General features: G+C 65.1%; 24 protein-coding genes and 1 pseudogene. 7 read left to right on the top strand and 18 right to left on the bottom strand.

The features are described 5' to 3' along the window. Positions 1 to 2: 2 nt before the first annotated feature. Both J2Y63_RS31280 and gloB read right to left on the bottom strand, forming a co-directional pair. Positions 3 to 425 (bottom strand): cupin domain-containing protein, encoded by a 423-nt coding sequence (locus J2Y63_RS31280; protein ID WP_435269210.1) that lies wholly within the window; start codon positions 423 to 425, stop codon positions 3 to 5. Further along, entirely contained in the window at positions 425 to 1,195 is a 771-nt protein-coding gene (gene gloB, locus J2Y63_RS31285) for a hydroxyacylglutathione hydrolase (RefSeq protein WP_435269211.1), read from the bottom strand. Before gloB ends, J2Y63_RS31280 begins: the two co-directional genes overlap by 1 nt. Before the next feature lie 90 nt (positions 1,196 to 1,285). Here gloB and J2Y63_RS31290 point away from each other — a divergent pair, with 90 nt between their 5' ends. Beyond that, complete coding sequence (locus J2Y63_RS31290; protein WP_256121401.1) at positions 1,286 to 2,035, top strand: class I SAM-dependent methyltransferase; 750 nt, start codon at positions 1,286 to 1,288, stop codon at positions 2,033 to 2,035. A gap of 64 nt (positions 2,036 to 2,099) precedes the next feature. Continuing rightward, positions 2,100 to 3,029, top strand: a complete 930-nt coding sequence (locus J2Y63_RS31295) for a prephenate/arogenate dehydrogenase family protein (protein ID WP_435269212.1) — start codon at positions 2,100 to 2,102, stop codon at positions 3,027 to 3,029. On the opposite strand, the gene J2Y63_RS31300 is transcribed toward J2Y63_RS31295, so the two are convergent. Further along, positions 3,026 to 4,033, bottom strand: coding sequence for a DUF2125 domain-containing protein (locus tag J2Y63_RS31300; RefSeq protein ID WP_435269213.1), 1,008 nt, complete (start codon positions 4,031 to 4,033; stop codon positions 3,026 to 3,028). The two genes, J2Y63_RS31295 and J2Y63_RS31300, sit on opposite strands and share 4 nt — an antisense overlap. Positions 4,034 to 4,116: 83 nt before the next feature. Here J2Y63_RS31300 and J2Y63_RS31305 point away from each other — a divergent pair, with 83 nt between their 5' ends. Then, positions 4,117 to 4,668, top strand: a complete 552-nt coding sequence (locus J2Y63_RS31305) for a gamma-glutamylcyclotransferase (RefSeq protein WP_435269214.1) — start codon at positions 4,117 to 4,119, stop codon at positions 4,666 to 4,668. Here the strand turns inward: J2Y63_RS31305 and J2Y63_RS31310 are convergent, their stop codons facing one another. The 4 genes from J2Y63_RS31310 to ftsE form a co-directional block, all read right to left on the bottom strand. Next, positions 4,669 to 5,460 (bottom strand): lysophospholipid acyltransferase family protein, encoded by a 792-nt coding sequence (locus J2Y63_RS31310; protein WP_435269215.1) that lies wholly within the window; start codon positions 5,458 to 5,460, stop codon positions 4,669 to 4,671. Positions 5,461 to 5,537: 77 nt separating this feature from the next. Further along, entirely contained in the window at positions 5,538 to 6,179 is a 642-nt protein-coding gene (locus J2Y63_RS31315; RefSeq protein ID WP_435269227.1) for a YdcF family protein, read from the bottom strand. Positions 6,180 to 6,324: 145 nt separating this feature from the next. Next, positions 6,325 to 7,332 (bottom strand): cell division protein FtsX, encoded by a 1,008-nt coding sequence (locus J2Y63_RS31320; protein ID WP_435269216.1) that lies wholly within the window; start codon positions 7,330 to 7,332, stop codon positions 6,325 to 6,327. Further along, positions 7,325 to 7,987, bottom strand: coding sequence for a cell division ATP-binding protein FtsE (ftsE, locus tag J2Y63_RS31325; RefSeq protein ID WP_256121406.1), 663 nt, complete (start codon positions 7,985 to 7,987; stop codon positions 7,325 to 7,327). Before ftsE ends, J2Y63_RS31320 begins: the two co-directional genes overlap by 8 nt. Positions 7,988 to 8,184: 197 nt before the next feature. Here ftsE and J2Y63_RS31330 point away from each other — a divergent pair, with 197 nt between their 5' ends. From J2Y63_RS31330 to J2Y63_RS31340, 3 genes are all read left to right on the top strand, one after another. After that, positions 8,185 to 8,850, top strand: a complete 666-nt coding sequence (locus J2Y63_RS31330) for a hypothetical protein (protein WP_435269217.1) — start codon at positions 8,185 to 8,187, stop codon at positions 8,848 to 8,850. Between the two features lie 46 nt (positions 8,851 to 8,896). Next, a complete protein-coding gene (gene hpt / locus J2Y63_RS31335) occupies positions 8,897 to 9,445 on the top strand; it encodes a hypoxanthine phosphoribosyltransferase (RefSeq protein WP_256121408.1) in 549 nt (182 codons plus the stop codon). A gap of 84 nt (positions 9,446 to 9,529) precedes the next feature. Continuing rightward, complete coding sequence (locus tag J2Y63_RS31340) at positions 9,530 to 9,889, top strand: response regulator (protein ID WP_319324192.1); 360 nt, start codon at positions 9,530 to 9,532, stop codon at positions 9,887 to 9,889. Here the strand turns inward: J2Y63_RS31340 and J2Y63_RS31345 are convergent, their stop codons facing one another. From J2Y63_RS31345 to argH, 4 genes are all read right to left on the bottom strand, one after another. After that, positions 9,890 to 12,523 (bottom strand): TIGR02302 family protein, encoded by a 2,634-nt coding sequence (locus J2Y63_RS31345; protein WP_435269218.1) that lies wholly within the window; start codon positions 12,521 to 12,523, stop codon positions 9,890 to 9,892. Between the two features lie 107 nt (positions 12,524 to 12,630). Further along, entirely contained in the window at positions 12,631 to 13,899 is a 1,269-nt protein-coding gene (lysA, locus tag J2Y63_RS31350) for a diaminopimelate decarboxylase (RefSeq protein ID WP_435269219.1), read from the bottom strand. A gap of 12 nt (positions 13,900 to 13,911) precedes the next feature. Next, positions 13,912 to 14,097: an LPS translocon maturation chaperone LptM gene (gene lptM / locus J2Y63_RS31355; protein ID WP_319324196.1), complete on the bottom strand. Its 186-nt coding sequence runs from the start codon at positions 14,095 to 14,097 to the stop codon at positions 13,912 to 13,914. Between the two features lie 105 nt (positions 14,098 to 14,202). Then, on the bottom strand, positions 14,203 to 15,606 hold the full coding sequence (argH, locus tag J2Y63_RS31360) for an argininosuccinate lyase (protein ID WP_435269220.1): 1,404 nt from the start codon (positions 15,604 to 15,606) through the stop codon (positions 14,203 to 14,205). A gap of 23 nt (positions 15,607 to 15,629) precedes the next feature. Between argH and tlpA the strand changes: the two genes are divergently transcribed. After that, positions 15,630 to 16,310 (top strand): thiol:disulfide interchange protein TlpA, encoded by a 681-nt coding sequence (gene tlpA, locus J2Y63_RS31365; RefSeq protein ID WP_435269221.1) that lies wholly within the window; start codon positions 15,630 to 15,632, stop codon positions 16,308 to 16,310. A gap of 4 nt (positions 16,311 to 16,314) precedes the next feature. Here the strand turns inward: tlpA and J2Y63_RS31370 are convergent, their stop codons facing one another. The 7 genes and pseudogenes from J2Y63_RS31370 to J2Y63_RS31400 form a co-directional block, all read right to left on the bottom strand. Continuing rightward, positions 16,315 to 17,337 (bottom strand): sulfate/molybdate ABC transporter ATP-binding protein, encoded by a 1,023-nt coding sequence (locus J2Y63_RS31370; protein WP_435269222.1) that lies wholly within the window; start codon positions 17,335 to 17,337, stop codon positions 16,315 to 16,317. Beyond that, positions 17,334 to 18,230 carry a sulfate ABC transporter permease subunit CysW gene (gene cysW / locus J2Y63_RS31375; protein WP_435269223.1) on the bottom strand — a complete coding sequence of 299 codons (897 nt, stop codon included), beginning with the start codon at positions 18,228 to 18,230 and terminating at the stop codon, positions 17,334 to 17,336. Before cysW ends, J2Y63_RS31370 begins: the two co-directional genes overlap by 4 nt. 2 nt (positions 18,231 to 18,232) lie before the next feature. Continuing rightward, on the bottom strand, positions 18,233 to 19,054 hold the full coding sequence (cysT, locus tag J2Y63_RS31380) for a sulfate ABC transporter permease subunit CysT (RefSeq protein ID WP_435269224.1): 822 nt from the start codon (positions 19,052 to 19,054) through the stop codon (positions 18,233 to 18,235). Between the two features lie 134 nt (positions 19,055 to 19,188). Beyond that, entirely contained in the window at positions 19,189 to 20,172 is a 984-nt protein-coding gene (locus tag J2Y63_RS31385) for a sulfate ABC transporter substrate-binding protein (protein WP_435269225.1), read from the bottom strand. Between the two features lie 142 nt (positions 20,173 to 20,314). Continuing rightward, positions 20,315 to 21,187, bottom strand: coding sequence for a 3-hydroxybutyryl-CoA dehydrogenase (locus tag J2Y63_RS31390; RefSeq protein ID WP_256121418.1), 873 nt, complete (start codon positions 21,185 to 21,187; stop codon positions 20,315 to 20,317). Positions 21,188 to 21,333: 146 nt separating this feature from the next. After that, positions 21,334 to 22,263 carry an electron transfer flavoprotein subunit alpha/FixB family protein gene (locus J2Y63_RS31395; protein WP_435269226.1) on the bottom strand — a complete coding sequence of 310 codons (930 nt, stop codon included), beginning with the start codon at positions 22,261 to 22,263 and terminating at the stop codon, positions 21,334 to 21,336. A 151-nt stretch (positions 22,264 to 22,414) separates the two neighbouring features. Continuing rightward, positions 22,415 to 22,507: pseudogene (locus J2Y63_RS31400) on the bottom strand (electron transfer flavoprotein subunit beta/FixA family protein); the annotation flags it as partial.

Below are 22,507 nucleotides of genomic sequence, written 5' to 3' on the forward strand. Positions count from 1 at the left end.
GCTCAGCTACCAGGCACCCAGCCGGGCGGCGCCATTTCGAAAGACGAGAAGACGAAGCCGGGCGAGACCGTGCAGCCGACCAGCGTCCAGTCGCCAAGCGGCTCGGCCGCCTGCCACCAGTTCGCCGGAACGATGAGCTGCGGCCGCTCGCCCGCGGCAAGATCCGGTCCGAGCACCTGCACTTCGGCCGGCGCCTTGCCGTCGCTCAGCGACAGCGCCAGCGGCCCGCCGGCATAGTGGTGCCAGATCTCGACGGCATCCTTCACCCGGTGCCAGTGCGAGCGCTCGCCCTTTTCCAGCAGGTAGTAGATCGCCGTCGAATGCCCGCGCTCGCCGCCATCGGCATCCCTGAAGGTCTGCACATACCAGCCGCCCTCCGGATGCCGCTCCATGCCGAGCCGGGCGATGATCTCCTCGGGCGTCATCAGAACCGATCCTTGCGCGCCCGGACCTCGGCAAAGACCTCGGCGTCGCTGGCCGTCTCCAGGCCGAGATGACGGCGGATTGCCGGGTCGGCGGCGCGCAGGAACGGGTTGGTCGCCTTTTCCAGCCCGATCGTCGTGGGCGCCGTGAAGGCGCCTTCTGCCCGCAGTGCCTCAATCTCGGCAACACGGCCGAGGAGCGCCGCATTCTCCGGATCGACGGTCTTTGCGAAGCGCGCATTGGACAGCGTGTATTCATGGCCGAAATAGACGGTCGTCTCGTCCGGGAGCGCAGCGAGTTTTGTCAGCGAGTCCCACATCTGCGCCGGCGTGCCCTCAAAAAGCCTGCCGCAGCCGAGCGCAAAGAGCGTATCGGCGGCAAACAACAGCTTTTCCTCCGGCAGGTGGAAGCAGATATGCCCCAGCGTATGGCCCGGCGTCAGGATGACCTCGACGCGGCGGCCGGCGAAGTCAAAGCTGTCGCCGCCGTCCACCTTCTGGTCGATGCCGGGAATGCGCGGCGCCTCGCGCGCCGGCCCGATGATCGTCACGCCAAAACGCGCCTTCAGCGCCAGGTTTGCCTCGACATGGTCGTTGTGGTGGTGGGTCGTGAAAATGTGGCTGAGCGTCCAGCCACGGCGCGCCAGCGCGTCGAGGATCGGCTGCTCCTCCGGCGCATCGATGCTCGCGGTCGCGCCCGTCGCCGGGTCATGCAGCAGCACGCCGAAATTGTCGCTGCGGCAGGGAAAGAGTTCGAGTTCGAGCGAAGCCATGGCGCAATCCTCATCTAACGGTCGGGCGGTCGGCGGGAATGTAAGGCAATCGGCCTTGAAGTCCACCAGCCTATCGCTCACATTCAGGCCATGCATGCCGATATCGTCGACCTCCGCGAATTCTACCACTCGTCGCTTGGCCGCCTGGCCGATCATTCGATCGCCATGGCGCTCGCCTCGCTCTGGGCGCGGCTGCCGGACGAGCGGCTGGTCGGGCTCGGTTATGCCGTGCCCTATCTCGAACGCTTCCGCGCCGATACCGAGCGCACCTTCGCCTTCATGCCGGCCGGCCAGGGCGCGGTGAACTGGCCGCCGAGCGAACTCTCCTCCACGGCGCTGGTCTTCGACGAGGAACTGCCGTTGCCGGATGCCGCCGTCGACCGTATCCTGATGGTGCATTCGCTGGAATTTGCGGAAAACCCGCGCGAGACCATGAAGGAGCTCTGGCGCGTGCTGGCGCCGGGCGGGCGGCTCGTCATCGTCGTGCCGAACCGGCGCGGTGTCTGGGCGCGCATGGAGCACACGCCCTTCGGTTCCGGCCGGCCCTATTCGCGCGGCCAGCTGACGGCGCTGCTGCGCGAGACCAATTTCACGCCCGGCGCCAGCGCCGAGGCGCTGTTCTTCCCGCCCTCGAAACTGCGCAGCGTGCAGAAACTGCGCGGCGCCTTCGAACGGCTGGGGCGCATGCTCTGGCCGATGTTTTCCGGCGTGATCATCGTGGAAGCGCAGAAACGGCTCTATCAGGGCCTGCCGGTCGCCGCCCGCGCCTCGCGCCGCGTCTTCGTTCCGGTGCTGGCGCCGCAGGGCGTGCCGACGACGCGCGAGCGCGCGCCGCGCTGATCCCCTCGACAAACGTTGAGCCGCCCGTTAATCCGGGCCGGAGCGGCAAAGAAGGGCGGCGGACATGACGGACGGACATTTCGACAAGATCACGCTGATCGGCATCGGCCTCATCGGCTCCTCCATCGCCCGGGCTGTGAAGGCCAAGGGGCTGGCAAAGACCGTCACCATCTCCAGCCGCAGCCAGGAGACGCTCGACCGCGCCCGTGAGCTCGATCTCGGCACCGATTATGTGCACGATGCTGGCCAGGCCGTCGAAGGCGCCGACCTCATCGTCGTCTCGGTGCCCGTTGGCGCCTCGGGCAAGGTGGCGGAGGAGATCGCGCCGCACCTGAAGCCCGGCGCCATCGTCACCGATGTCGGCTCCACCAAGGCCTCGGTGGTGGCGCAGATGCTGCCGCATATTCCGAAGAACGTGCATTTCATCCCTGGCCATCCGCTCGCCGGCACCGAACATTCCGGCCCCGACGCCGGTTTCGCCGAACTGTTCCAGGGCCGCTGGTGCATCCTGACGCCGGTGCACGGCACGGACAAGGACGCCAAGCGCAAGCTCGCCGCCTTCTGGGAGGCGCTCGGCTCCAAGGTCGACGAGATGGACACCGAGCACCACGACAAGGTACTCGCCATCGTCTCGCACCTGCCGCACATCATCGCCTACAACATCGTCGGCACGGCCGACGACCTGGAGACGGTGACGGAATCGGAAGTCATCAAATATTCCGCCTCCGGTTTCCGCGACTTCACGCGTCTGGCGGCCTCGGACCCGACCATGTGGCGCGACGTCTGCCTGCACAACAAGGATGCGATCCTTGAAATGCTGTCGCGCTTCTCCGAGGACCTCGCCTATCTTCAGCGCGCCATCCGCTGGGGCGACGGCGAAAAGCTCTTCGACCTCTTCACCCGCACCCGCGCCATCCGCCGCTCGATCATCGATGCCGGCCAGGATACCGCCGCGCCGAACTTCGGGCGTCCGGTGGCTGATAAGAAGGGTTAGAACGGCGGGATGAAGGCGATCGGGAAGAGGCCGAGATAGACCGTCCCGTCCTGGACGTTGAGCTTCACCACCGCCCGGTCGCCGCCCTTCGACAGGCCCTCGATGACCTGCGCCACCTGCGCCGCCGTCTCGGCAATCTCCGGAAACGCCTCGGAAATCCGGTCGCGCCAGACCGTGATGCCGGCAATGTCGAGATCGAGCGTGCCAGAGAGATAACCGTCATCGCCCACCTTGAGCGGGCCGGAGAGTGCCGCGACCTTGCCGTCGCCGAGATCGAGCGACAGGCGGCGCAGCTCCACGCTCGCGCCGAGCGGCACGTCCGCCGGCGGGCCTTCGGTGGAAATCCATTTCGCCGCATCGGCCACCGTCATGTCGACAGTAACGTCGAGCGGCGGCAGCACGCGGTCGCCGAGATCGAGCGACAGCGCATCGAAGGAGGCGGCAACGTCGAGCGCTTCGCCGGACTGGCGGATATGTTTCTCGCCATGCGCGGCGGCAACGCCGATCGACACGGCTTCCGACGGCACGTTGAGCCGACCCTTCAACCCGTCATAGACGACGGAAGCGCGGTCGAGCCCGTTCGTCCAGGCGACGGCACTGGCGCGCAGCAGGTCCCAATCGGCATCGAAGACGAGATCGGGCGTGACGCGCACCTGCGCCGGCCCGTCGAGCTCGACGACGGCATGGCCCGGACGATAGACCTGGGCGGCCGAGCGCAGCGCGCCGAACGTCGCCGACAGGCCCGTCGGGCGATCGTCTATGCCGACCGTGTCGCAGAACAGGCCGATGCGGAAGGGAAAGCCACGGACGGCAAGATTGCTGCAGGAAGCGGAATGCAGACCGGCGGCCGACGCCGAGAGCTGTTGCGTCAGCGTGTCCTTCAGCCAGCTTGCGGCATAGAACCATCCGCCCGTATAGAGCGCGACGACGAGAACGACGGCAATGGCGAGCCGAACGAGTTTGCGCGAGACGCCGGACGTGCCAGCGTGGCTTGACGATGCCATGTTGTTCTCCAATGGTGGCGATGCGATTTGCCGCAAAGGCGTCAAAGCCGGCAATTGCGGCGGCTTTTAGAGAAACGGCAGAAGTGACGGTGGATATGAACGAATTCTGGGTCTTTGGCTATGGATCGCTGATGTGGAACCCGGGCTTCGAATTCGAGGAGCGGCAGCCCGCCCATCTTTTCGGCTTCCGCCGGTCGCTCTGCGTGCGCTCCTGGGTGCACCGCGGCACGGAAGAGAAGCCCGGCCTGGTGCTCGGCCTCGATTACGGCGGCTCCTGCCGCGGCGTCGCCTTCCGCATCGCGCCCGAAAACCGCGACGCCGTCGTCGATTACCTGCGCGAGCGCGAACTGGTGACCCATGTCTACAAGGAGCGCACGCTCTCGGCCATGCTCGGCGGAGGCCGCCGCATCACGACGCTCGCCTACATCATCGACCGTGCCCACCAGCAATATGCCGGCTCGCTCTCCGTCGAAGAAGCAGCCTCGACCGTGAGTGCGGCGGTCGGAAAATCCGGCCGCAACATCGACTATGTGCGCAACACGCTGGCGCATCTGCGCGAAATGGGCATCCGAGACCATTGGCTGGAGGATGTCGGCCGCGCTGCGGACGATCTCCACGCCCGCCTGCCGGCCTGATCAGGCCGCCGCGTGCGCCTTCAATTCCGCCAGCCGTTGCTCGGCGGTCGGCGGCAGGGGCAGGCTCGGGTTTGCCGCCGCGGTCTCGATCAGCAGGCGGTCGCTCGCCGTTTCCATGACGTCGATGAGATGGGCGAGGAAGGCATCCGGATCCATGCCCGGCGCGATCGGCGGCAGGATGCGCACTTTGAAGTGGCCGGGATAGCGCATGGCCTTGCGCCGCGGCCAGAACAGGCCCGGATGCATGACGACCGGCACGACCGGCACCTGGAGATCGCGATAGAGCCGGGCGATGCCGTATTTGTATTCCGGTGGTGCGCCCGGCGGACGGCGCGTGCCTTCCGGATAGATGATGAGCTGCCGGCCGGAATTCATCTCCGCCTTGGTGCGTTCCATCACGGCGGCCATGACCTTGCCGCGTGCGCTGCGATCGACCGGCACCATGCGCTGCTTCTTCAGATACCAGCCGAACAGCGGGATCCAGGTCAGCTCGCGCTTGAGGATATAGAAGGGATCGTCGAGCCAGGGCAGCAGCGCATAGGCATCCCAGAACGACTGGTGTTTCGGCGCGAAGATGTAGCCGCCCGTCGGGATGTTCTCCAGGCCCTCGATCTCGAAGGTCGTGCCGACGATCTTGTCGAAGAGCCAGTGGTTGCTCCTCGCCCAGTTCTTGGCGATGCCATAGGCCTTTTTGCGCGGCAGCAGGAAATAGGCCGGCGTCATGACGATCATCTGCACGATGAGGTTGATGTAGAAGGCGGTGTTGAAAAGCACGGAACGAAGGACGATCATCGGGCAGCCTGTGAGGGGGACGCGTCCTTTCGCCCTACACGATATTGCCGGGCGGGGAAACTCCCGTCGCTGCGATCTCAGTGCGCCGAAAGGCCCGCCACGTCGCCGCGAAGGCCGGACCAGCTGCGCGCGCCCGCCAAGGCCCGGATCTGCGCGGCACTGTATTTCAGATATTCCGACAGCATGGCCTTCACGACGCCGGGCTCGCGCAGCCAGTTGCCGTTCTTCAGGTCGGAATTGACCACCGGATAGGCGATGAAATCCGTCTGCGGATCGGCAACCCTCAGCTCCAGCAGGCTGCGCGGCATGTGGTAGTTGTTGGTGACGACGAGCACCCGGCGGAACTGGTGGTCGCTGATCCAGCGCGCCGTCTCGTTGGCATTGCCGATCGTGTCCACCGCCTCGTAGCCCATGTCGACGCAGCATTCGAAGAGTGCGGACGAGCTCTGCGTGAGCTTGCGGATCTGGTTGCCGCTCGTCGTGGGGTTCACGCCGGAAATCAGCAGCCGCTGGCCAGCCCCCTGCTTGAGCAGGCCGATTGCGCGGTCGATGCGCTGGTAGCCGCCGGTCAAGACCACGATGGCGTCGGCCTTCGGGTCGCGCGGCGCATCGAGGGCCGCGACCGTCTCGGCGAAATAGAGGAAGCCGCCGATGCCGGCGACAGCAGCGATCAGGATGAGCGCCAGGACGACACGCACGACGAGCCGGGCTGGGCGCATGCGTCGGCGCCGCCCCTCCCCGTCAGACCGGATGCCCTGCGGCAGTCCCGGTTTTGCCCGTTCCAGCGCGTTCATGATTCCGTCCATAGACCCGGATTGCGGCAAGCGATAGTCCGCTTCGCGGCGATGGTTCGTCTCATCTCGGTCATTGGTCGGGCAGCTGGTCGGTTCGCGACGGGTCGGAGCGGATGAGGTCGATTTCGTGGATCGTGCGCATCACCGTGAAGCGGGCCGTCAGCGTCGTCAGCACCGCGATGACGACAATCGTCGCGGCAATGCCGAGATAGCCGGTGAGCCCCATGGAAAAGGTGCCGAACAGCGCGGTGGCCTGGTCGCTCTGGGGCGTGGCGATCGAGCGGCCCTGCCAGAAGCTGGCGACCGCGAAGAACAGGGCCGCGAGAAAGCCGCCGGCAACCGAGCCCTTGAGGCTGATCTTCAAAAAATGTTTCTGGAATTCGGAGGCGACGAAGCCGGCCTCCGCGCCGACGAAATGCAGCACCTCGACGATATGCCGGTTGCCGGAAAGCGCCCCGCGCGTCGCGAAGACGACGGTCAGCACCATGGCGGAAAAGACCAGCACCAGCACGCCCGTGCCGATGAAGGCGGTCGTGCGCGCCATGGCGACGAGGCGATCCACCCAGGTGCGGTGGTCGTCGAGAAACGCCGTTGGGACCTTTTCCGCCAGTGCCACCCGCATTGCCGCGAAATCCGGCGGGCTTTGCTCGTCGATGGTGACGATGACGAGACGGGGCACCGGAAGCTCGTCGATGTTGAGGCCCTCGCCGAGCCAGGGTTCGAGCAGGCGCGCCGTCGCCGCCTTGTCGACGATGGTGCCGTCGCGGGTGCCCGAGAAGGTGAGCGCGAGGTCGCGCACGTCCTTCAGCGCCTGTTCCATGTCGAGCGCGTCGTCCGGCTTGATCTGGATGGTGACCTCGCGGGAGATCTGGCTCTGCCAGCTCGCGGCGGTGGCGCGCACCATGTTGACAGCGCCGAAGGTGAGGCAGGCGAGGAAGGCCATGATGGCAATGACCAGCATCAGCGCGTTGCCGGAGACGTTCGACGGCGGCACGATGGGTGCGGTCGGGCGCACGCGCATTTCCAGCCGGCGGGCGGGCTGGGCGTCCTGGGCGGTCTCCTGGGGAGCGTCAGTCATAGATGTCGAGCCGTCCCTGCGAGAGGATCATGCGCCGCGCCTCGTCCACCTGGTCCATCAGCGACAGATCATGCGTGGCGATCACCACGGCGGTGCCGAGCCGGTTCAATTCGAGGAAGAGGCTCAGGAGCCGGCGCGCCATCGGCGGATCGACATTGCCGGTCGGCTCGTCGGCGAGCAGCAGCTCGGGCCGGTCGATGAGCGCGCGCGCAATGGCCGCGCGCTGCTTTTCCCCGCCGGACAGGACCGCAGGCAGCACATTGATTCGCTCGCCGAGGCCGACCCATTTCAGGAGTTCCAGCACGTCGGCGCGATAGCTCGATTCCTCCTTGCCGCGCACGCGCAGCGGCAGCGCGACATTCTCGTAGGTCGTCAGGTGATCGAGCAGACGGAAATCCTGAAAGACGATGCCGATGCGCCGGCGCAGCATCGGCAGTTCGTCGCGCGGGATCGTCGAAATCTCGCGGTCGAAGGTGCGGATGATGCCGCGCGTCGGCTGAAGCGACAGGAAAAGCAGGCGCAAAAGCGTCGTCTTGCCGGCGCCGGACGGCCCCGTCAGGAACTGGAAGGACCGGCGCGGAATATCGAAGGTCAGGTCGCGGAGGATCTCCGGCCCCATCCCGTAGCGCAGTCCGACATTCTCGAAATGAATCAATGGCCAATCCGGTTCTAGAAGCGGTTACCTGAACCGCGATTCGCTATCGTAGCGCAGGTCGCACAGGAAAGCGGCTCTTTCACGGTCGGGTTTCCGAAGCATTAACCAGTATGGTTTACGTTTCGTAAGGATTTCATTCAATGCCCGACTTTTCGCCCCTGACTTTGCGCGGAAAGCCGGCCAAGCGGGAGGTCGCGATGAACGCCTTCAGAGCGAGACAACAGGCAAAAGGCCGGATCGATCTCCTGCCGCCCGAACCGAAGACGCCTGCCAAGAAGCCGCGGTCCCAGGCGCGCTGCGAAGTGGTCGACGTCGATTTCGTCGTCATCCGGAACGGCCCGGCGCGCACCTCCAACGACAACCACCGCCCGATTCGCCCCGTGCCACTGAGCCCCGCGTCACGCCACCTGCTGGTGCGCGCCGGCGCGGCAGGCGCCCGGCTGTGCGAGGCGGGCCTACAGCTTCTCTCCGGCCGCGCCTTTGTCGGCCTCGTCACCGCAAGCTTCATCTTCGTCTTCGCCTATGCCGGCGGCCTTTCGGCGCTGAAGGCGGCCCTTCCGACAGGCGAGCCCGGCACGGCGCTGCGCGTCGCCGACGTCACGGCGACGGTCGACGACCGGAACGGCATGAAGGTGCTGTCCGTCTATGGCCGTGTCGAGAATGTCGGCGATGGCGTGGAGGCCGCCCCGCCGGTGGACATTCTCGTCGGTGGTGCGGGCGAAACGCCGCGCCGCGTCGCCCTCGACGGCAAGACGATCGCGGCCGGCGGCAGCGAAAACTTCGCGCTGCGCATCCCGCACGGTGGCGGAAAAGTGCCGAAAGTCACGGTTTCCCTGGTGCCCGAGGGTGCACCGGTCAACTGACTGTGCTAATCGGCTCCTTTGACGCCACCCAGGGAGCCCCCTCGCGATGCATATTGTCCGCGGAAAAAAGATCGAAACGCTCTATGACGCCGGGCAGATCGCCAAGCGCAACGAAGAGCTTGCGGTCCAGATCGCCGGCGGCCCGACGAAGGACCTTCTCGTCATCGCCGTTCTCAAGGGCTCGTTCATCTTCGCCGCCGACCTGACCCGCGCGTTGCATGCGGCAGGCCTTGCGCCGGAAGTCGAGTTCATCACGTTGTCGAGCTATGGCACCGGCACCGTCTCGCAGGGCGTGAAGGTGGTGAAGGACATCGATTCGGACGTCACCGGCCGCGATATCCTCTTGATCGACGACATCCTCGAATCCGGCCGCACGCTCACCTTCGCCAAGGAACTGATGTACGAGCGCGGCGCGCGCAACGTCACCATCGCCGTGCTGCTCGACAAGCGCGAGAAGCGCAAGACCGATCTGGAGGCCGACTATGTCGGCTTCGAATGCCCGGATTATTTCGTCGTCGGCTATGGCATGGACGTGGCCTACGCCTTCCGCGAACTGCCTTTCGTCGGCATCGTGACGGGCGACGCGGACGCCTGACTGCAAATTCCGCCAGCCGCCGTTTACCGATCGACAAGGAAAGTCTGGTCTTTTCATTACCGAACGGACCGAACAGGGGAACCGATGGCGAAGATTCTGATCACCGAAGACGAGGATTCGCTGCGCGTCTTCGTCGCGCGCGCCTTGCGGCTGGACGGCCATGAGACCGTCGAGGCGCCGGATGGCGCCGCCGGGCTCGACGCCCTGACGGCCGGCGGCTTCGACCTGCTGCTCTCCGATATCCGCATGCCCGTGATGGACGGCATCGAGCTCGCCCACAAAGCGGCCGCCGCCCACCCGGCGCTCAAAATCCTGCTGATGACGGGTTATGCCGAACAGCGCGAACGCGCCGACGACCTTGCCTCGAAGATCGTCGACGTGGTGAGCAAGCCCTTCAGCCTGCCGGATATCCGCCGCGCTGTCGCACAGGCTTTGGCAGCCTAATCACCGAATCCCGAGCAACCGCTCCAGATAATCCCGCTCGAAACCGGGCGCCGCCCCCGTGCCGAGCCGGCGGCGGATCTCGTCGAGGATTTCGCGCGCGCGCTGGATGTCGATCTCTTCCGGGATCTTCGTCGGACCGCCGAAATCGGGGCCTTGCCCGTTGACGGGCCGCTCGCGGCCGAGCGGATCGCGTCCGTTGCGGCCGGCCTGCGGAATGCCTTCACCGGGTCCCTGACCCTGGCCCTGCCCCATGGCCTGCATCTGGCTCATCATGTTCTGCGCGCCCTGGCGCAACGCTTCCAGCGCCCGGCCCTGACTGCCGACGGCCGATTCGCCCTGGCCTTCGCCAAGTGCCTCCGAGGCACCCTTCATCTCGCGCCCGGCCTGGCCAAAGCCTTCGCCCGGCTCCATACCCATGCCCTTCAGCGCTTCCTGCACCTCGCCGAGCTGTTTGCCGAGTGCATCCTGCTGCTCCTGAAGCTTCTTCAGCGCCTCGCGAAGCTGTTCGGCCGTCATCTGGTCGGTCGGCTGCTGGCCGGCGCCGTTGTCGCCCTGCTGCTGCTGCTGTTGCTGCTCGCCTTCCTCGCCTGGCATCGGGTCGCCGCGCTGCTGGCGGTCCCGCAAGGCCTGGTCGAGCTGGAAGGTCTGCTCCATAAGCTGCTGCTGTTTCTGCATCAGCTCGCCCAGCTTATCCATCTGCTGGCGCATGGCGTCGTTCTGCTGGCCCTGCTGTCCTTGCTGAGGGCGGCCGGCCTGCAGGTTGTTCATCATGCGCTGAAGTTCGGACAACATCTGCTGCGCCTGGTCACGCGCCCCGGAACGCGCCAAATTCTCGATCTGGTCCATCATGCGCTGCAAGTCCTGCTGGCGCAGGATCTGGCCCTGCTGCTGGGCATTTTGCTGCATCTGGCCGTTCTTGGCGGCCTGGCGGGCAAGCTCCTGCATATAGGCTTCCATCGCCTCGCGCAGTTCCTTCATCAGCGCGGCGATCTCCTCGTCGGGAGCATTGCGCTCCAACGCCTCGGACAAGGCCTTCTGCGCCTCGCGCAGGCGACGATCCGCAAGCGAAAGATTGCCGTCCTCGATGCCGAGCGCGATCTCCCAGAGATAATCCGCCGTCTCGCGCATCTGGTCGTCCGTGCGTGAAAGTTTCATGCGCGCAGCGGCCGATTGCAGCAGCAGGTAATGGGTGAGGTTCGGGATCGTCTCTTCCGGCCGCATGGTCAGCGCCTCGTTGAGCGCGATCGCATAGGGCAGCTGGTTGGCATCGAGCGCAAAGACCTGCCGCTGTTCGGCGACGGCGGCGGCGAGCGGCTCGAAGAAGTTCTTTGCCGGCAGCACCATCTCGACCGGCTGGCTGCGGCCCTCCTGCCCCGCCGCATCCTTGGCGACGAGCGTGATCTTCACGCGCTTGCCGGAGAGCGGATGTTCGGAGAGGTTGCGGCTCGTCGTGCCCTTGGCGTCGCGCGCGCTGCGGCGCGGCAGGTCGAGGCGATATTCCGGCAGCGGATAGAGCGGCCGGGCATCCTTCTGCGCCTCGACGGGCACGATCTCCGCATGGGCTTCCTGAAGGCCGTAATCATCCTTGGCGATGAAGCTGATCTCCAGCGCCGCCGCAACGGTCTGTTTCGGAATCCCATCGAAGGCGATTTCCGGCACGCGGTCCGGAATGACCGTAAAGGCCCAGGTCCGCCCATCGACCGAAAGCGTGCCGTCCTTCAGGATCTTGTAATGCAGGGTCTTGGCGCCATTGGCGACCGCGACCGGCACCTTCGCTTCGGTCTTCGCGCCTTCCGCCTTCTCGTCCTTCGGCTTTTCTTCCTCGATGGCGGTGGCCGCGGTTTCGCCGGCCACCTGATAGCTCACCTGCTCGTCGCCGCTGCCGCCCGTGACGCGCACGGTCAGCTCGCTGAACTGCGGAATGCGGATTTCGCCCTTCGCCGCCTCGCTCGGCTGGCCCTGCCCGTTGCCGGTGAGGAAGACGGGCGCGCGCGACGTATGCGCCGGCGGCGTCACCCAGGCATCGATGCGCACATCCGGCGCCGATTCGCTCGGCGCACGCAGCGACACGACGTCCGCAAGCAGGCCGCCGCGGTTGGAATAGGAGAAGGCAAAGGCGATGGCGAGAAGAAGCACCGGCACGGCACGCAGCGCGTGGCGGTCATGGCTCGCGATATCCGGCTCCGGAGCGCCGGTGCGCAGCGTACCGATCAGGCGCGCCATGCGGGCCTGGTGCTCGCGCCAGAGCGCCTGCGCAAAGGCATCGCCACCCGCCGGCCTGTCGTCCTGCACGCGGATTGCCTGGTGGGCGAGCGCATTGCGCGTCTCCAGCATGCGGTCTGCATTGTCGACGGACGGCCAGACGATGCCGCGCAGGCGGAAGAGCAAGCCGACGAGTCCGAGCGCGAAGGCGGCGAGCGTCGCGATATGCAGCCAGGCCGGCACATGGCGGAAATAACCGAACCAGGTCAGCGCCAGAAATCCGGCGACAAGCAGCAGGATCGGCAGCACGCGTGGCGCGAGCGCTTCCAGGTAGAGGATGGTCCGGGCGGCAAAGCGTTTGCCCGCAAGCCGACGGGCCAGCGGATTGCCGCTCGCCGCCGTCTCGCGCTGCCGTTCCGTGTCAATCGCCATCGGTCGCCGCTCTCCGTCGCAGGTTGTCACCGTTAAAAGATAACATGCTTTGTGGCGAAGACGAGGGCATGCGCAAAAACGTGATCACGTTCCCGTGCGGGTTTTTCTCAGGCGAGCCAGTCCGGCAGTGAGTCGAGGCCGATCAGGTCGTCATAGGAAAGCCGCGGCCGCACGACGTGGAACTCGGCCCCGTTGACCAGCACTTCCGGCACCAGCAGACGGCTGTTGTAGGTTCCGGCCTGCACCGCGCCATAGGCGCCGGCCGAGCCGACGGCAATCAGATCGCCCGGCTTCGGCTGCACCATTTCGCGGTCCTGTGCCAGATAATCGCCCGTCTCGCAGACCGGACCGACCACATCCGCGCGAATGCGCGGCGCACTTGCAGCGGAAAGAACGACCGGCTGGATCTCATGCCAGGCCTCGTAGAGCGTCGGGCGAATGAGATCGTTCATCGCCGCATCGACGATGACGAAGGTCTTCTCGCCGCCATCCTTCACGTAGATGACCTCGGTAACCAGGATGCCGGCATTGCCGACGATCAGGCGTCCGGGCTCCGTGACGATCTTGCAGTTCAGGCCCTTGAGCTGGTTCTTGACGATCTCCGCATAGGCATCCGGCAGCGGCGGCGGCGCGTTGTCGGTCTTGTAGGGAATGCCGAGACCACCGCCGACATCGACGTGATCGATGCTGTGGCCATCGGCGCGCAGCGTATCGACCAGTTCGCGCAGCAGCTTGAAAGCGTCTTCGAAGGGTTGCAGCTCAGTGATCTGGCTGCCGATATGCATGTCGATGCCGGTGACCTGGATGCCGGGCAGGCTGGCCGCATGGCGGTAGACGGCGCGCGCGCGCTCCCAGGAAATGCCGAACTTGTTTTCCTTCTTGCCCGTCGAGATCTTGGCATGGGTGCGCGCGTCGACATCCGGATTGATGCGGAAGGAGACGTGGGCGACCTTGCCGGCCTTAACTGCGCGGGCATTGAGGATTTCGAGTTCCGGCTCGGATTCGACGTTGAAGCAGTAGATGCCGACCTCAAGCGCCAGGTCCATCTCGCGCGGCGTCTTGCCGACGCCGGAGAACATGATGCGGGACGCCGGAACGCCCGCGGTAAGCGCCCGGCGTAGTTCGCCTTCGGAGACCACGTCGATGCCGGCGCCGAGCTTAGCGAGCGTCTTCAGCACCGCCTGGTTCGAATTCGCCTTCATGGCGTAGCACACCATGGCGTCGACGCCGTCGAAGGCCTTGGAGAAGACCTTGTAGTGGCGCTCCAGCGTGGCCGTCGAATAGACGTAGAAGGGTGTGCCGACCGCCTTGGCGATGTCCGGAACGGGCACCTCCTCCGCATAGAGGATGCCGTCGCGATGCTCGAAATGGTTCACGTGTCTGATCCGTCAGAGAAGGGGGTCGAGGATGAAGGGCTTGTCTTCGACCTGCTCGACCTTCTTGCCGTCGATGGTCTTCACGACCGGTTTTGCGCCGCCCGGCAGGTCGAGATCGCCCTTGCGGCCGCAGGCGGTGAGAACCGCTGCGGAAAGGCAGAGCACGAGCGTGAGCCTGCCGATATCGATGCGTGTCATGAGGCGTTCCCTGGAATTGCCGGTGATCGGGTGGGCACCATCCTTAGCGAATTCGCCAAGTCTTGTGCACCCTGATTCTGCTGATGAGTCCTGCAAGCAACCTGATCAGTTCCGCTGCCGCCACCAGGCGATCTGCTTCCTGACTTCCGACGGCGCCGTGCCGCCATAGCTCTTGCGGCTGGCGACCGAGGCCTCGACCGTCAGCACGTTGAAAATGTCGGCGGTGATCGAGGCGTGGATAGCCTGCAGATCCTCCAGCGACAGTTCCGCAAGGTCGCAGCCCTTGCTCTCGGCCAGCGCCACGGCGCGGCCCGTCACATGGTGGGCATCGCGGAAGGGCAGCCCCGCCTCGCGCACCAGCCAGTCGGCAAGGTCCGTCGCGGTGGAATAGCCGGAGCCGGCCGCCGCCTTCATCCTGTCGGTGCGGATGGTCATGTCGCGCACCATGCCGGTCATCGCGGCAATGGCGAGCTCGATGCTCTCGGCAGCGTCGAAGACCTGTTCCTTGTCTTCCTGCATGTCCTTGGAGTAGGCCAGCGGCAGGCCCTTCATGACGGTCAGAAGTGCTACCAGCGAGCCGTTGATGCGGCCGGTCTTGGCGCGCACCAGCTCGGCGGCGTCCGGGTTCTTCTTCTGCGGCATGATGGAGGAGCCGGTGGAAAAGGCATCCGACAGGCGGATGAAGCCGAACTGCGGCGTCGACCAGATGACGATCTCTTCGGCGAGACGCGACAGGTGGACCGCGGCGATCGCGGCGATCGACAGGAATTCCAGCGCGAAATCGCGGTCCGACACGGTGTCGATCGAGTTGCGCGTCGGCTCGCGGAAGCCGAGCGCCTTGGCCGTCATATGGCGGTCGATCGCGTAGCCGGTGCCGGCGAGCGCTGCGGCGCCGATCGGGCTCTCGTCGAGATGCTCGATGGCATGGCGCACGCGCTGGCGGTCGCGGCCGAACATTTCGACATAGGCCATGCAATGGTGGCCGAAGGTCACCGGCTGGGCCGTCTGGAGATGGGTAAAGCCGGGCATGACGGTGTCGGCATGTTCTTCCGCACGGTCGAGGAAGGCGGCGATTAGGCCGGTCAGCGCCTTTTCGGTCTTTTCCAGCTCTTCCTTCACCCAGAGTCGGAAATCGAGCGCCACCTGGTCGTTGCGCGAGCGGGCGGTGTGCAGGCGGCCGGCGACCGGGCCGATGAGGGTTGCGAGGCGCGCCTCGACATTCATATGGATGTCTTCCAGCCGGCGGGAAAACTCGAACTGGCCGCTTTCGATCTCTGACAGGATCGTGTCGAGACCGTGAACGATCTTTTCCTTATCGTCTGCCGAAATAATACCCTGATGGGCCAGCATTTCGGCATGCGCCTTTGAGCCGCGGATGTCCTGGGCGTAAAGCTTCTTGTCGAAGCCGATGGAGGCATTTATCTCCTCCATGATCGCATCCGGCCCGGAGGCGAAGCGGCCGCCCCACATCTGGTTCGAGGATTTCGTCTCGGAAGTGCCGTCAGCCATGGGTGCCTGTCCTGGAGAATGAAATGACATTGAAGAAGACATTCGGCCTGCCCGCCACGAAGCTGATCGCCATCGCGGGACTGGCCGGACTTCTCGCCGGTGGTGCAGCGATATACGTGAAGGAAAGCCTGTCTGGCAATGGCGCGGGCACCGTCGCCTCCGCCGATCCCGCCGCCTGCGCCGCCGCCAGCGCCAAGGCCGAAGCGATCACGCCCTTCTCCAAGGGCCAGGTCGCCGCCATGCGCACGGTCGACGAACACCGCCCGCTGCCCGACCTGATCTTCGACGGTCCCGACGGCAAGAAGAAGACGATCGCCGACTTCGCCGGCAAGACCCTGCTCGTCAATCTCTGGGCGACATGGTGCGTGCCCTGCCGCGAGGAAATGCCGGCGCTCAACGCGCTGGAAAAGGAACTCGGCAGCGACACGTTCGAAGTAGTGGCGATCAACATCGACACCGGCGACGACGAGAAGCCGAAAACCTTCCTCACGGAGACCGGCGTCAACGAACTCGGCTACTACCGCGATGCCTCGATGGGCGTCTTCAACACGCTGAAGAAGGAAGGCCTCGCCTTCGGCCTGCCCGTGACGCTGCTGATGGACGAGAAGGGCTGCCTGATCTCCGCCATGAACGGCCCCGCCGCCTGGGACAGCGAAGACGCAAAGGCCCTCATCAACGCCGCGCTGGCGACGCCGAAAAGCTGAGGCGTCAGGCGGTCGCGTAGACGCGCGGCCGGCGGATATCGATAAAACCCTGCTCGCCCTTGCGATGGGGGAATTCCGGCGCCGTATCGAATTCGACCGGCTGGCCACTGCCGGTCATCGCCAGCACGCGACGGGAATCCGGCCGGTCGATGACGCGCAGGATCTTTGCGGCAATGCCGTGCCCGTCCTCGCGCCAGGTGACATCTGCCGGGCGGAACAGGATCTGCCCGCCGCCATCCGCCACGTCGCCCGCCTCGAAGGCAATATCGTCGACATAGGCCTTGCCGCCGCGGATATCGGCATCGAGCCGGTTGGCGTCCCCCAGGAAATTCATCACGAAGGCATTGGCCGGCGTGCGGCAGACGGCCTCCGGCGTGCCCTCCTGCACGATCTTGCCCTTGTCGAGGATGACGACGCGGTCGGCGAGGTCGAGCGCCTCTTCCTGGTCGTGCGTGACGAAGATCGTGGTGATGCCGAGTTCGTCATGGATTTTTCGAAGCCAGCGGCGGAGGTCCCGGCGCACATTGGCATCGAGCGCGCCAAAAGGCTCGTCGAGCAGCAGCACGCGTGGGTCGACCGCGAGCGCACGGGCGAGCGCCACGCGCTGACGCTGGCCGCCGGAAATCTGGCCCGGAAAACGATCCTTCAGGCCGCCGAGCTGCACGAGGTCGAGCAGTTCCTTGACCCGCTCGGCAATCGCCTGCGGCGAGCGCTTCACCCTGGAGACCTTCATGCCGAAGGCGATGTTTTCGCCCACCGTCATATGCGGGAACAGCGCATAGTGCTGGAAGACGAAGCCGACGCCGCGCTCTCGCACGGGAATGTCGGTGGCGTTCTCGTCGCCGAAATAGATCGCGCCACCATCGGCATATTCAAGGCCGGCGACCATGCGCAGGATGGTCGTCTTGCCGGAGCCGGAGGGGCCGAGCAGCGCGACCAGCTCGCCGCTTTCGATATCGAGCGAGACGCCGTGCACGGCGCGGAAGGTCTCGAACGTCTTGACCACGTTGTCGAGGCGGATCTTCAAGGTTTTGTCTCCGGAATGATGCTGTCGGCGCCGGCGAGTGCCGTCGGACGCTGCACGCGGCCGGCACCCTGCCGCTCCAGCGCCACCTTGGCGATGAGCGTGACGATGGCGAGGCCGGCGAGGATGGATGCGGCGGCAAAGGAGCCGGCCGCGTTATAGTCGTGATAGAGCAACTCGATATGCAGCGGCAGCGTGTTGGTCTGGCCGCGAATATTGCCCGAGACGACGGAGACCGCGCCGAACTCGCCCATGACGCGCGAATTGCACAGCACCACGCCGTAGAGCAGCGCCCATTTGATATTGGGCAGCGTCACGGAGACGAAGGTGCGCCAGCCGCTGGCGCCCAGCGACGTCGCCGCCTCCTCCAGATCGCGGCCCTGCGCCTGCATCAGCGGGATTAGCTCGCGCGCCACGAAGGGCGCCGTCACGAACATGCTGGCGAGCACGATGCCCGGCAGCGCGAACAGGATCTTGATCTCCATCGATTGCAGCGCCGGACCGAACAGGCCCTGCAAGCCATAGACGAAAAGATAGGAGACGCCCGCGACGATCGGCGAGACCGAGAAGGGCAGCTCGATGATGACGGTCAGCAGTCGCTTGCCGCGAAAATCGTGTTTGGTGATCGCCCAAGCCGCCGCCACCCCGAAGGCCGTGTTGATCGGCACGGCGATGAGCGCGGTGATGACCGTCAGCATGATGGCGTGGCGCGTATCGGGATCGGCAATCGAACCGGCGAAATAGACGACGCCCTTGGAAAAGGCCTCGACCGCGATGACGACGAGCGGGGCGACGATCATCAGCCCGACGAGCACGAGCACGATGCCGAGCAGCACGCCACGAAAGATCCTGTTGTCGCCGACGCGGGGCGGCTTGCCCTTTCTGTTATGCGCCATCGTCAGCCCCTTGCCGTGTAGCGCAGGGCGCGGGCCTGCATGAGGTTGGTGATTGCGAGCATGACGAAGGCCGTCAGCAGCATGACGGAGGCTATCGCGGCCGACGCCGGATAATCATATTCCTCCAGCCGGATGAAGGCGAGCAGCGCCGTGATCTCCGTCGAGAACGGCTGGTTGCCGGCGATGAAGATGATGGCGCCAAACTCGCCGAGACTGCGTGCGAAGGAGAGCGATACGCCGGCGAGCAGCGCTGGTGTCAGCAGCGGCAGGATGACGCTGACGAAGATCGACAGGTCGCTGGCGCCGAGCGTCTGCCCCGCCTCTTCCAGCGCCGGGTCGAGCTCTTCCAGCACCGGCTGCACCGTGCGCACGATGAAGGGGATGCTGGTAAAACTCATCGCGACGATGATGCCGAGCGGCGTATAGGCGACCTTGATGCCGAGCAGCGACAGTGGCTCGCCGAACCAGCCGTTCGTGGCAAACAGCGTGGTCAGCGCGATGCCCGCGACCGCCGTCGGCAGCGCGAAGGGCAGGTCGACCAGCGCATCGACGAGGCGACGGCCCGGAAAACGGTAGCGCACCAGCACCCAGGCGAGCGACAGACCGAAAAACAGGTTGAACACCGTCGCGGCCAGCGCGCAGAGCACGGTGACGCGGTAGCTGGCGAAGGCGCGATCGGACGAGATGATGCGCCAATAGTCTTCCGGCCCGAGGCTCGCCGCCTTGAAGACGAGCGCGGCCAGCGGCAGCACGACGATGATGCCGACATAGACGAGGGTTATGCCGAGCGCGAGCGGCAATCCGGGCAGTACACGCCGTCTCAAAGCGCGCGTCCTTTCTCAAGCAATTCCAGGAAAAGTGCGCAGCGGTTTCCATCTGGAATGCATCGCGCTTTTCATGCCAACAACCGGCGGGCTTTTTGCCCGCCGGTTGTTGGAAAAACAATGGCTTTGGACGATCAGCGGCTGCCGTAGATCTTGTCCAGCGTGCCGCCTTCGGCAAAGTGCTCTTCGGAAATCTTCTTCCAGCCGCCGAAGACGTCGTCGACATTCACGAGGCGGATTTCCGGGAACTGGTCCTTGAACTCGGCGGCGACCTTTTCGTCAAGGACGCGGTGGCCGAATTCGGCGGCGATCTTCTGACCTTCCGGCGAATAGAGGAAGTCGAGATAGGACTTGGCAAGATCACGGCTGCCCTTGGCGTCCGCCACCTTGTCAACGATGGCGACCGGGAATTCGGACAGCAGCGAGACCGAGGGAACGACGCTTTCGAACTTGTCCTGACCGTACTGCTTGGCAATGCCCTTGGTCTCGGCCTCGAAGGTTACGATCACGTCGCCGATTTCGCGCTCGACGAAGGTCGTCGTCGCCGCACGGCCGCCCGTGTCGAAGACCGGCACGTTGTCGAAGATCTTGGTGACGAATTCCTCGACCTTGGCCGGGTCGTCCTTGAAGGATTCCTTGGCGTAGGCGGTGGCGGCGAGATAGGTGTAGCGCGCGTTGCCCGAGGTCTTCGGGTTCGGGAAGATGACCTTCACGTCGTCACGGGCGAGGTCCGACCAGTCCTTGATGTTCTTCGGGTTGCCGGCGCGAACCAGGAAGGACGGGAAGGAGTAGAAGGGCGAGGCATTGTTCGGGAATTTTGCCTGCCAGCCTTCCGCAACGAAACCGTTCTTCGCCAGGAAATCGATGTCGGTCACCTGGTTGAAGGTCACGACGTCGGCTTCGAGGCCCTCGACGATGGCGCGCGCCTGCTTGGAGGTGCCGCCATGCGACTGGTCGATGGTGACGCCGGGATGCTCCTTGATGAAGGCTGCGTTCTCCGCCTCGAAGAGTTCGCGCGCCACGTCATAGGAAGCATTGAGAAGCTTGTCGGCGGCATGCGCGGAAAACGGCGCGGCGAGGCCGAGGAGAGCCACGCCGAGAAGGAGCAAACGTTTCATCTGGAAAACCCCGAATGTGAAATTGAATTCGGGCAGACAATAGCGACCGGCCGGTGGCGATCCGAGACATGGGCCTGTCGCCACCGGGGCGGCAGGCGAAACATTTTTCCCTGAAAGGCAGGCTTGGCGGAATCTCCACCGCTCAGCGCGTCGGGATCGGAACCTCGCCGCGATAGTCGTAGAAGCCGCGGCCGGACTTGCGGCCGAGCCAGCCGGCTTCGACATATTTCACGAGCAGCGGGCACGGGCGATATTTCGAGTCGGCGAGCCCGTCATGCAGCACCTGCATGATCGAAAGGCAGGTGTCGAGGCCGATGAAATCGGCCAGTTGCAGCGGCCCCATCGGGTGGTTGGCGCCGAGCCGCATCGCGGTGTCGATGGCTTCGACCGAGCCGACGCCTTCATAGAGCGTGTAGATCGCCTCGTTGATCATCGGCAGCAGGATGCGGTTGACGATGAAGGCCGGGAAATCCTCGGCGACGGTGATCGTCTTGTCGAGCTTGGTGACGAATTCCTTGGCGGCTGAAAAGGTGACTTCCTCGGTCGCGATGCCGCGCACGAGCTCCACCAGCTTCATGACCGGAACCGGGTTCATGAAGTGGATGCCCATGAAGCGCTCCGGCCGGTCGGTGGCCGAGGCAAGGCGGGTGATCGACAGCGAGGACGTGTTGGTGGCGAGGATCGCTTCCGGCTTCAGCACGGAACAGACCAGGCCGTAGATCTTGCGCTTGACCGTCTCGTCCTCGGTCGCCGCCTCGATGACGAGGTCGGCGTCGGAGAGATCGTTGATGTCGGAAGACCCCTTGATCAGCGCGAGCGCCTTCTTGCGCTCCTCGTCGTCCATCTTGCCGGACGAAACCTGGCGGGCGAGGTTGCCGTTGATCGTGGCGAGCCCGGCCTCGATGCGCTCCGGCGACAGGTCGTAGATATGGACCTTGTACCCGGCCATGGCCGAGACATGCGCGATACCGCACCCCATCTGGCCCGCACCCACAATACCGACGTTCTTGATCATAGCGCCAACCGCCTCGTCACACAGTCTGCGCCTCTAGGCGCAGGCAAAAAAACACCGGGCCGGTCGAGCCGGCCCGGTGAAGTGATAAAGGGACGCGACGTATATTTCCAGTGAAATCATCGTCGCAAAGCCAGGCCCTTGCCGGCTCAGAGCGCCTTCTGCAACTCCGGCAGCGCCTCGAAGAGATCGGCGACGAGCCCATAGTCGGCGACCTGGAAGATCGGCGCCTCCTCGTCCTTGTTGATCGCCACGATCACCTTGGAGTCCTTCATGCCGGCCAGATGCTGGATGGCCCCGGAAATGCCGCAGGCGATGTAGAGCTGCGGCGCGACAACCTTGCCCGTCTGACCCACCTGCCAGTCGTTCGGCGCATAGCCCGCATCGACCGCCGCACGGGAGGCACCGACGGCCGCGCCGAGCTTGTCGGCAACCGGAAGAATCACCTCCTGGAACTTTTCCGACGAGCCAAGTGCCCGCCCGCCCGAGATAATGATCTTCGCAGACGTCAGCTCCGGACGATCCGACGAGGACAGCGCGTCCTTGACGTGGGTCGAGAGGCCGGGGTTCGCTGCGGCCGAGACGCTCTCGATCGATGCGCTGCCGCCTTCACCTGCTGCGGCGAAGGATGCCGTGCGCACCGTGATCACCTTCCTGGCGTCGGTGGACTGGACCGTCTGGATGGCATTGCCCGCATAGATCGGACGCTTGAACGTATCGGCAGAGACGACCTCGATGATTTCCGAGACCTGCGCGACATCGAGCAGCGCTGCAACACGCGGCAGAACGTTCTTGCCGACGGAGGTGGCGGCAGAGACGATCGCCTCATAGCTGCCGGCAAGCGACACGATGAGCGCTGCAAGCGGTTCTGCGAGATTGTTGGCGAGGGTCTGATCCTCGGCGACGAGCACCTTGGTCACGCCCGAGAGCTTTGCCGCCTGTTCGGCTGCAGCCTTGGCACCGGCACCGGCGACGAGCACATGCACGTCGGAACCGATCTTCGATGCCGCCGTCAGCGCCTTGGCCGTCTGGTCGGAAAGGTGGGCGTTGTCGTGATCTGCCAGAAGAAGAATGGCCATGATGATGTCCTTTGGAAAATGGTTCGGTCCCGAAACCCGTCAGGCCCTGCCGAAAACGGTGGGGCGCGAGAACCGGCGCGCAGCGTACATCAGTACGTGAGCACCGGAAGCGCAGTGCCACGCCGTTTGCAGGCGGGCCTCACGGGTTTCCTTACAGCACGCCGGCTTCGTTTTTCAGCTTGTCGACGAGTTCCGCGACGCTCTTGACCTTGACGCCTGCCTTGCGGCCGGACGGCTCCTCGGT

The sequence above is a fragment of the Shinella sp. BE166 genome (assembly GCF_051201095.1).
In the GTDB taxonomy this organism is placed as follows: domain Bacteria; phylum Pseudomonadota; class Alphaproteobacteria; order Rhizobiales; family Rhizobiaceae; genus Shinella; species Shinella lacus.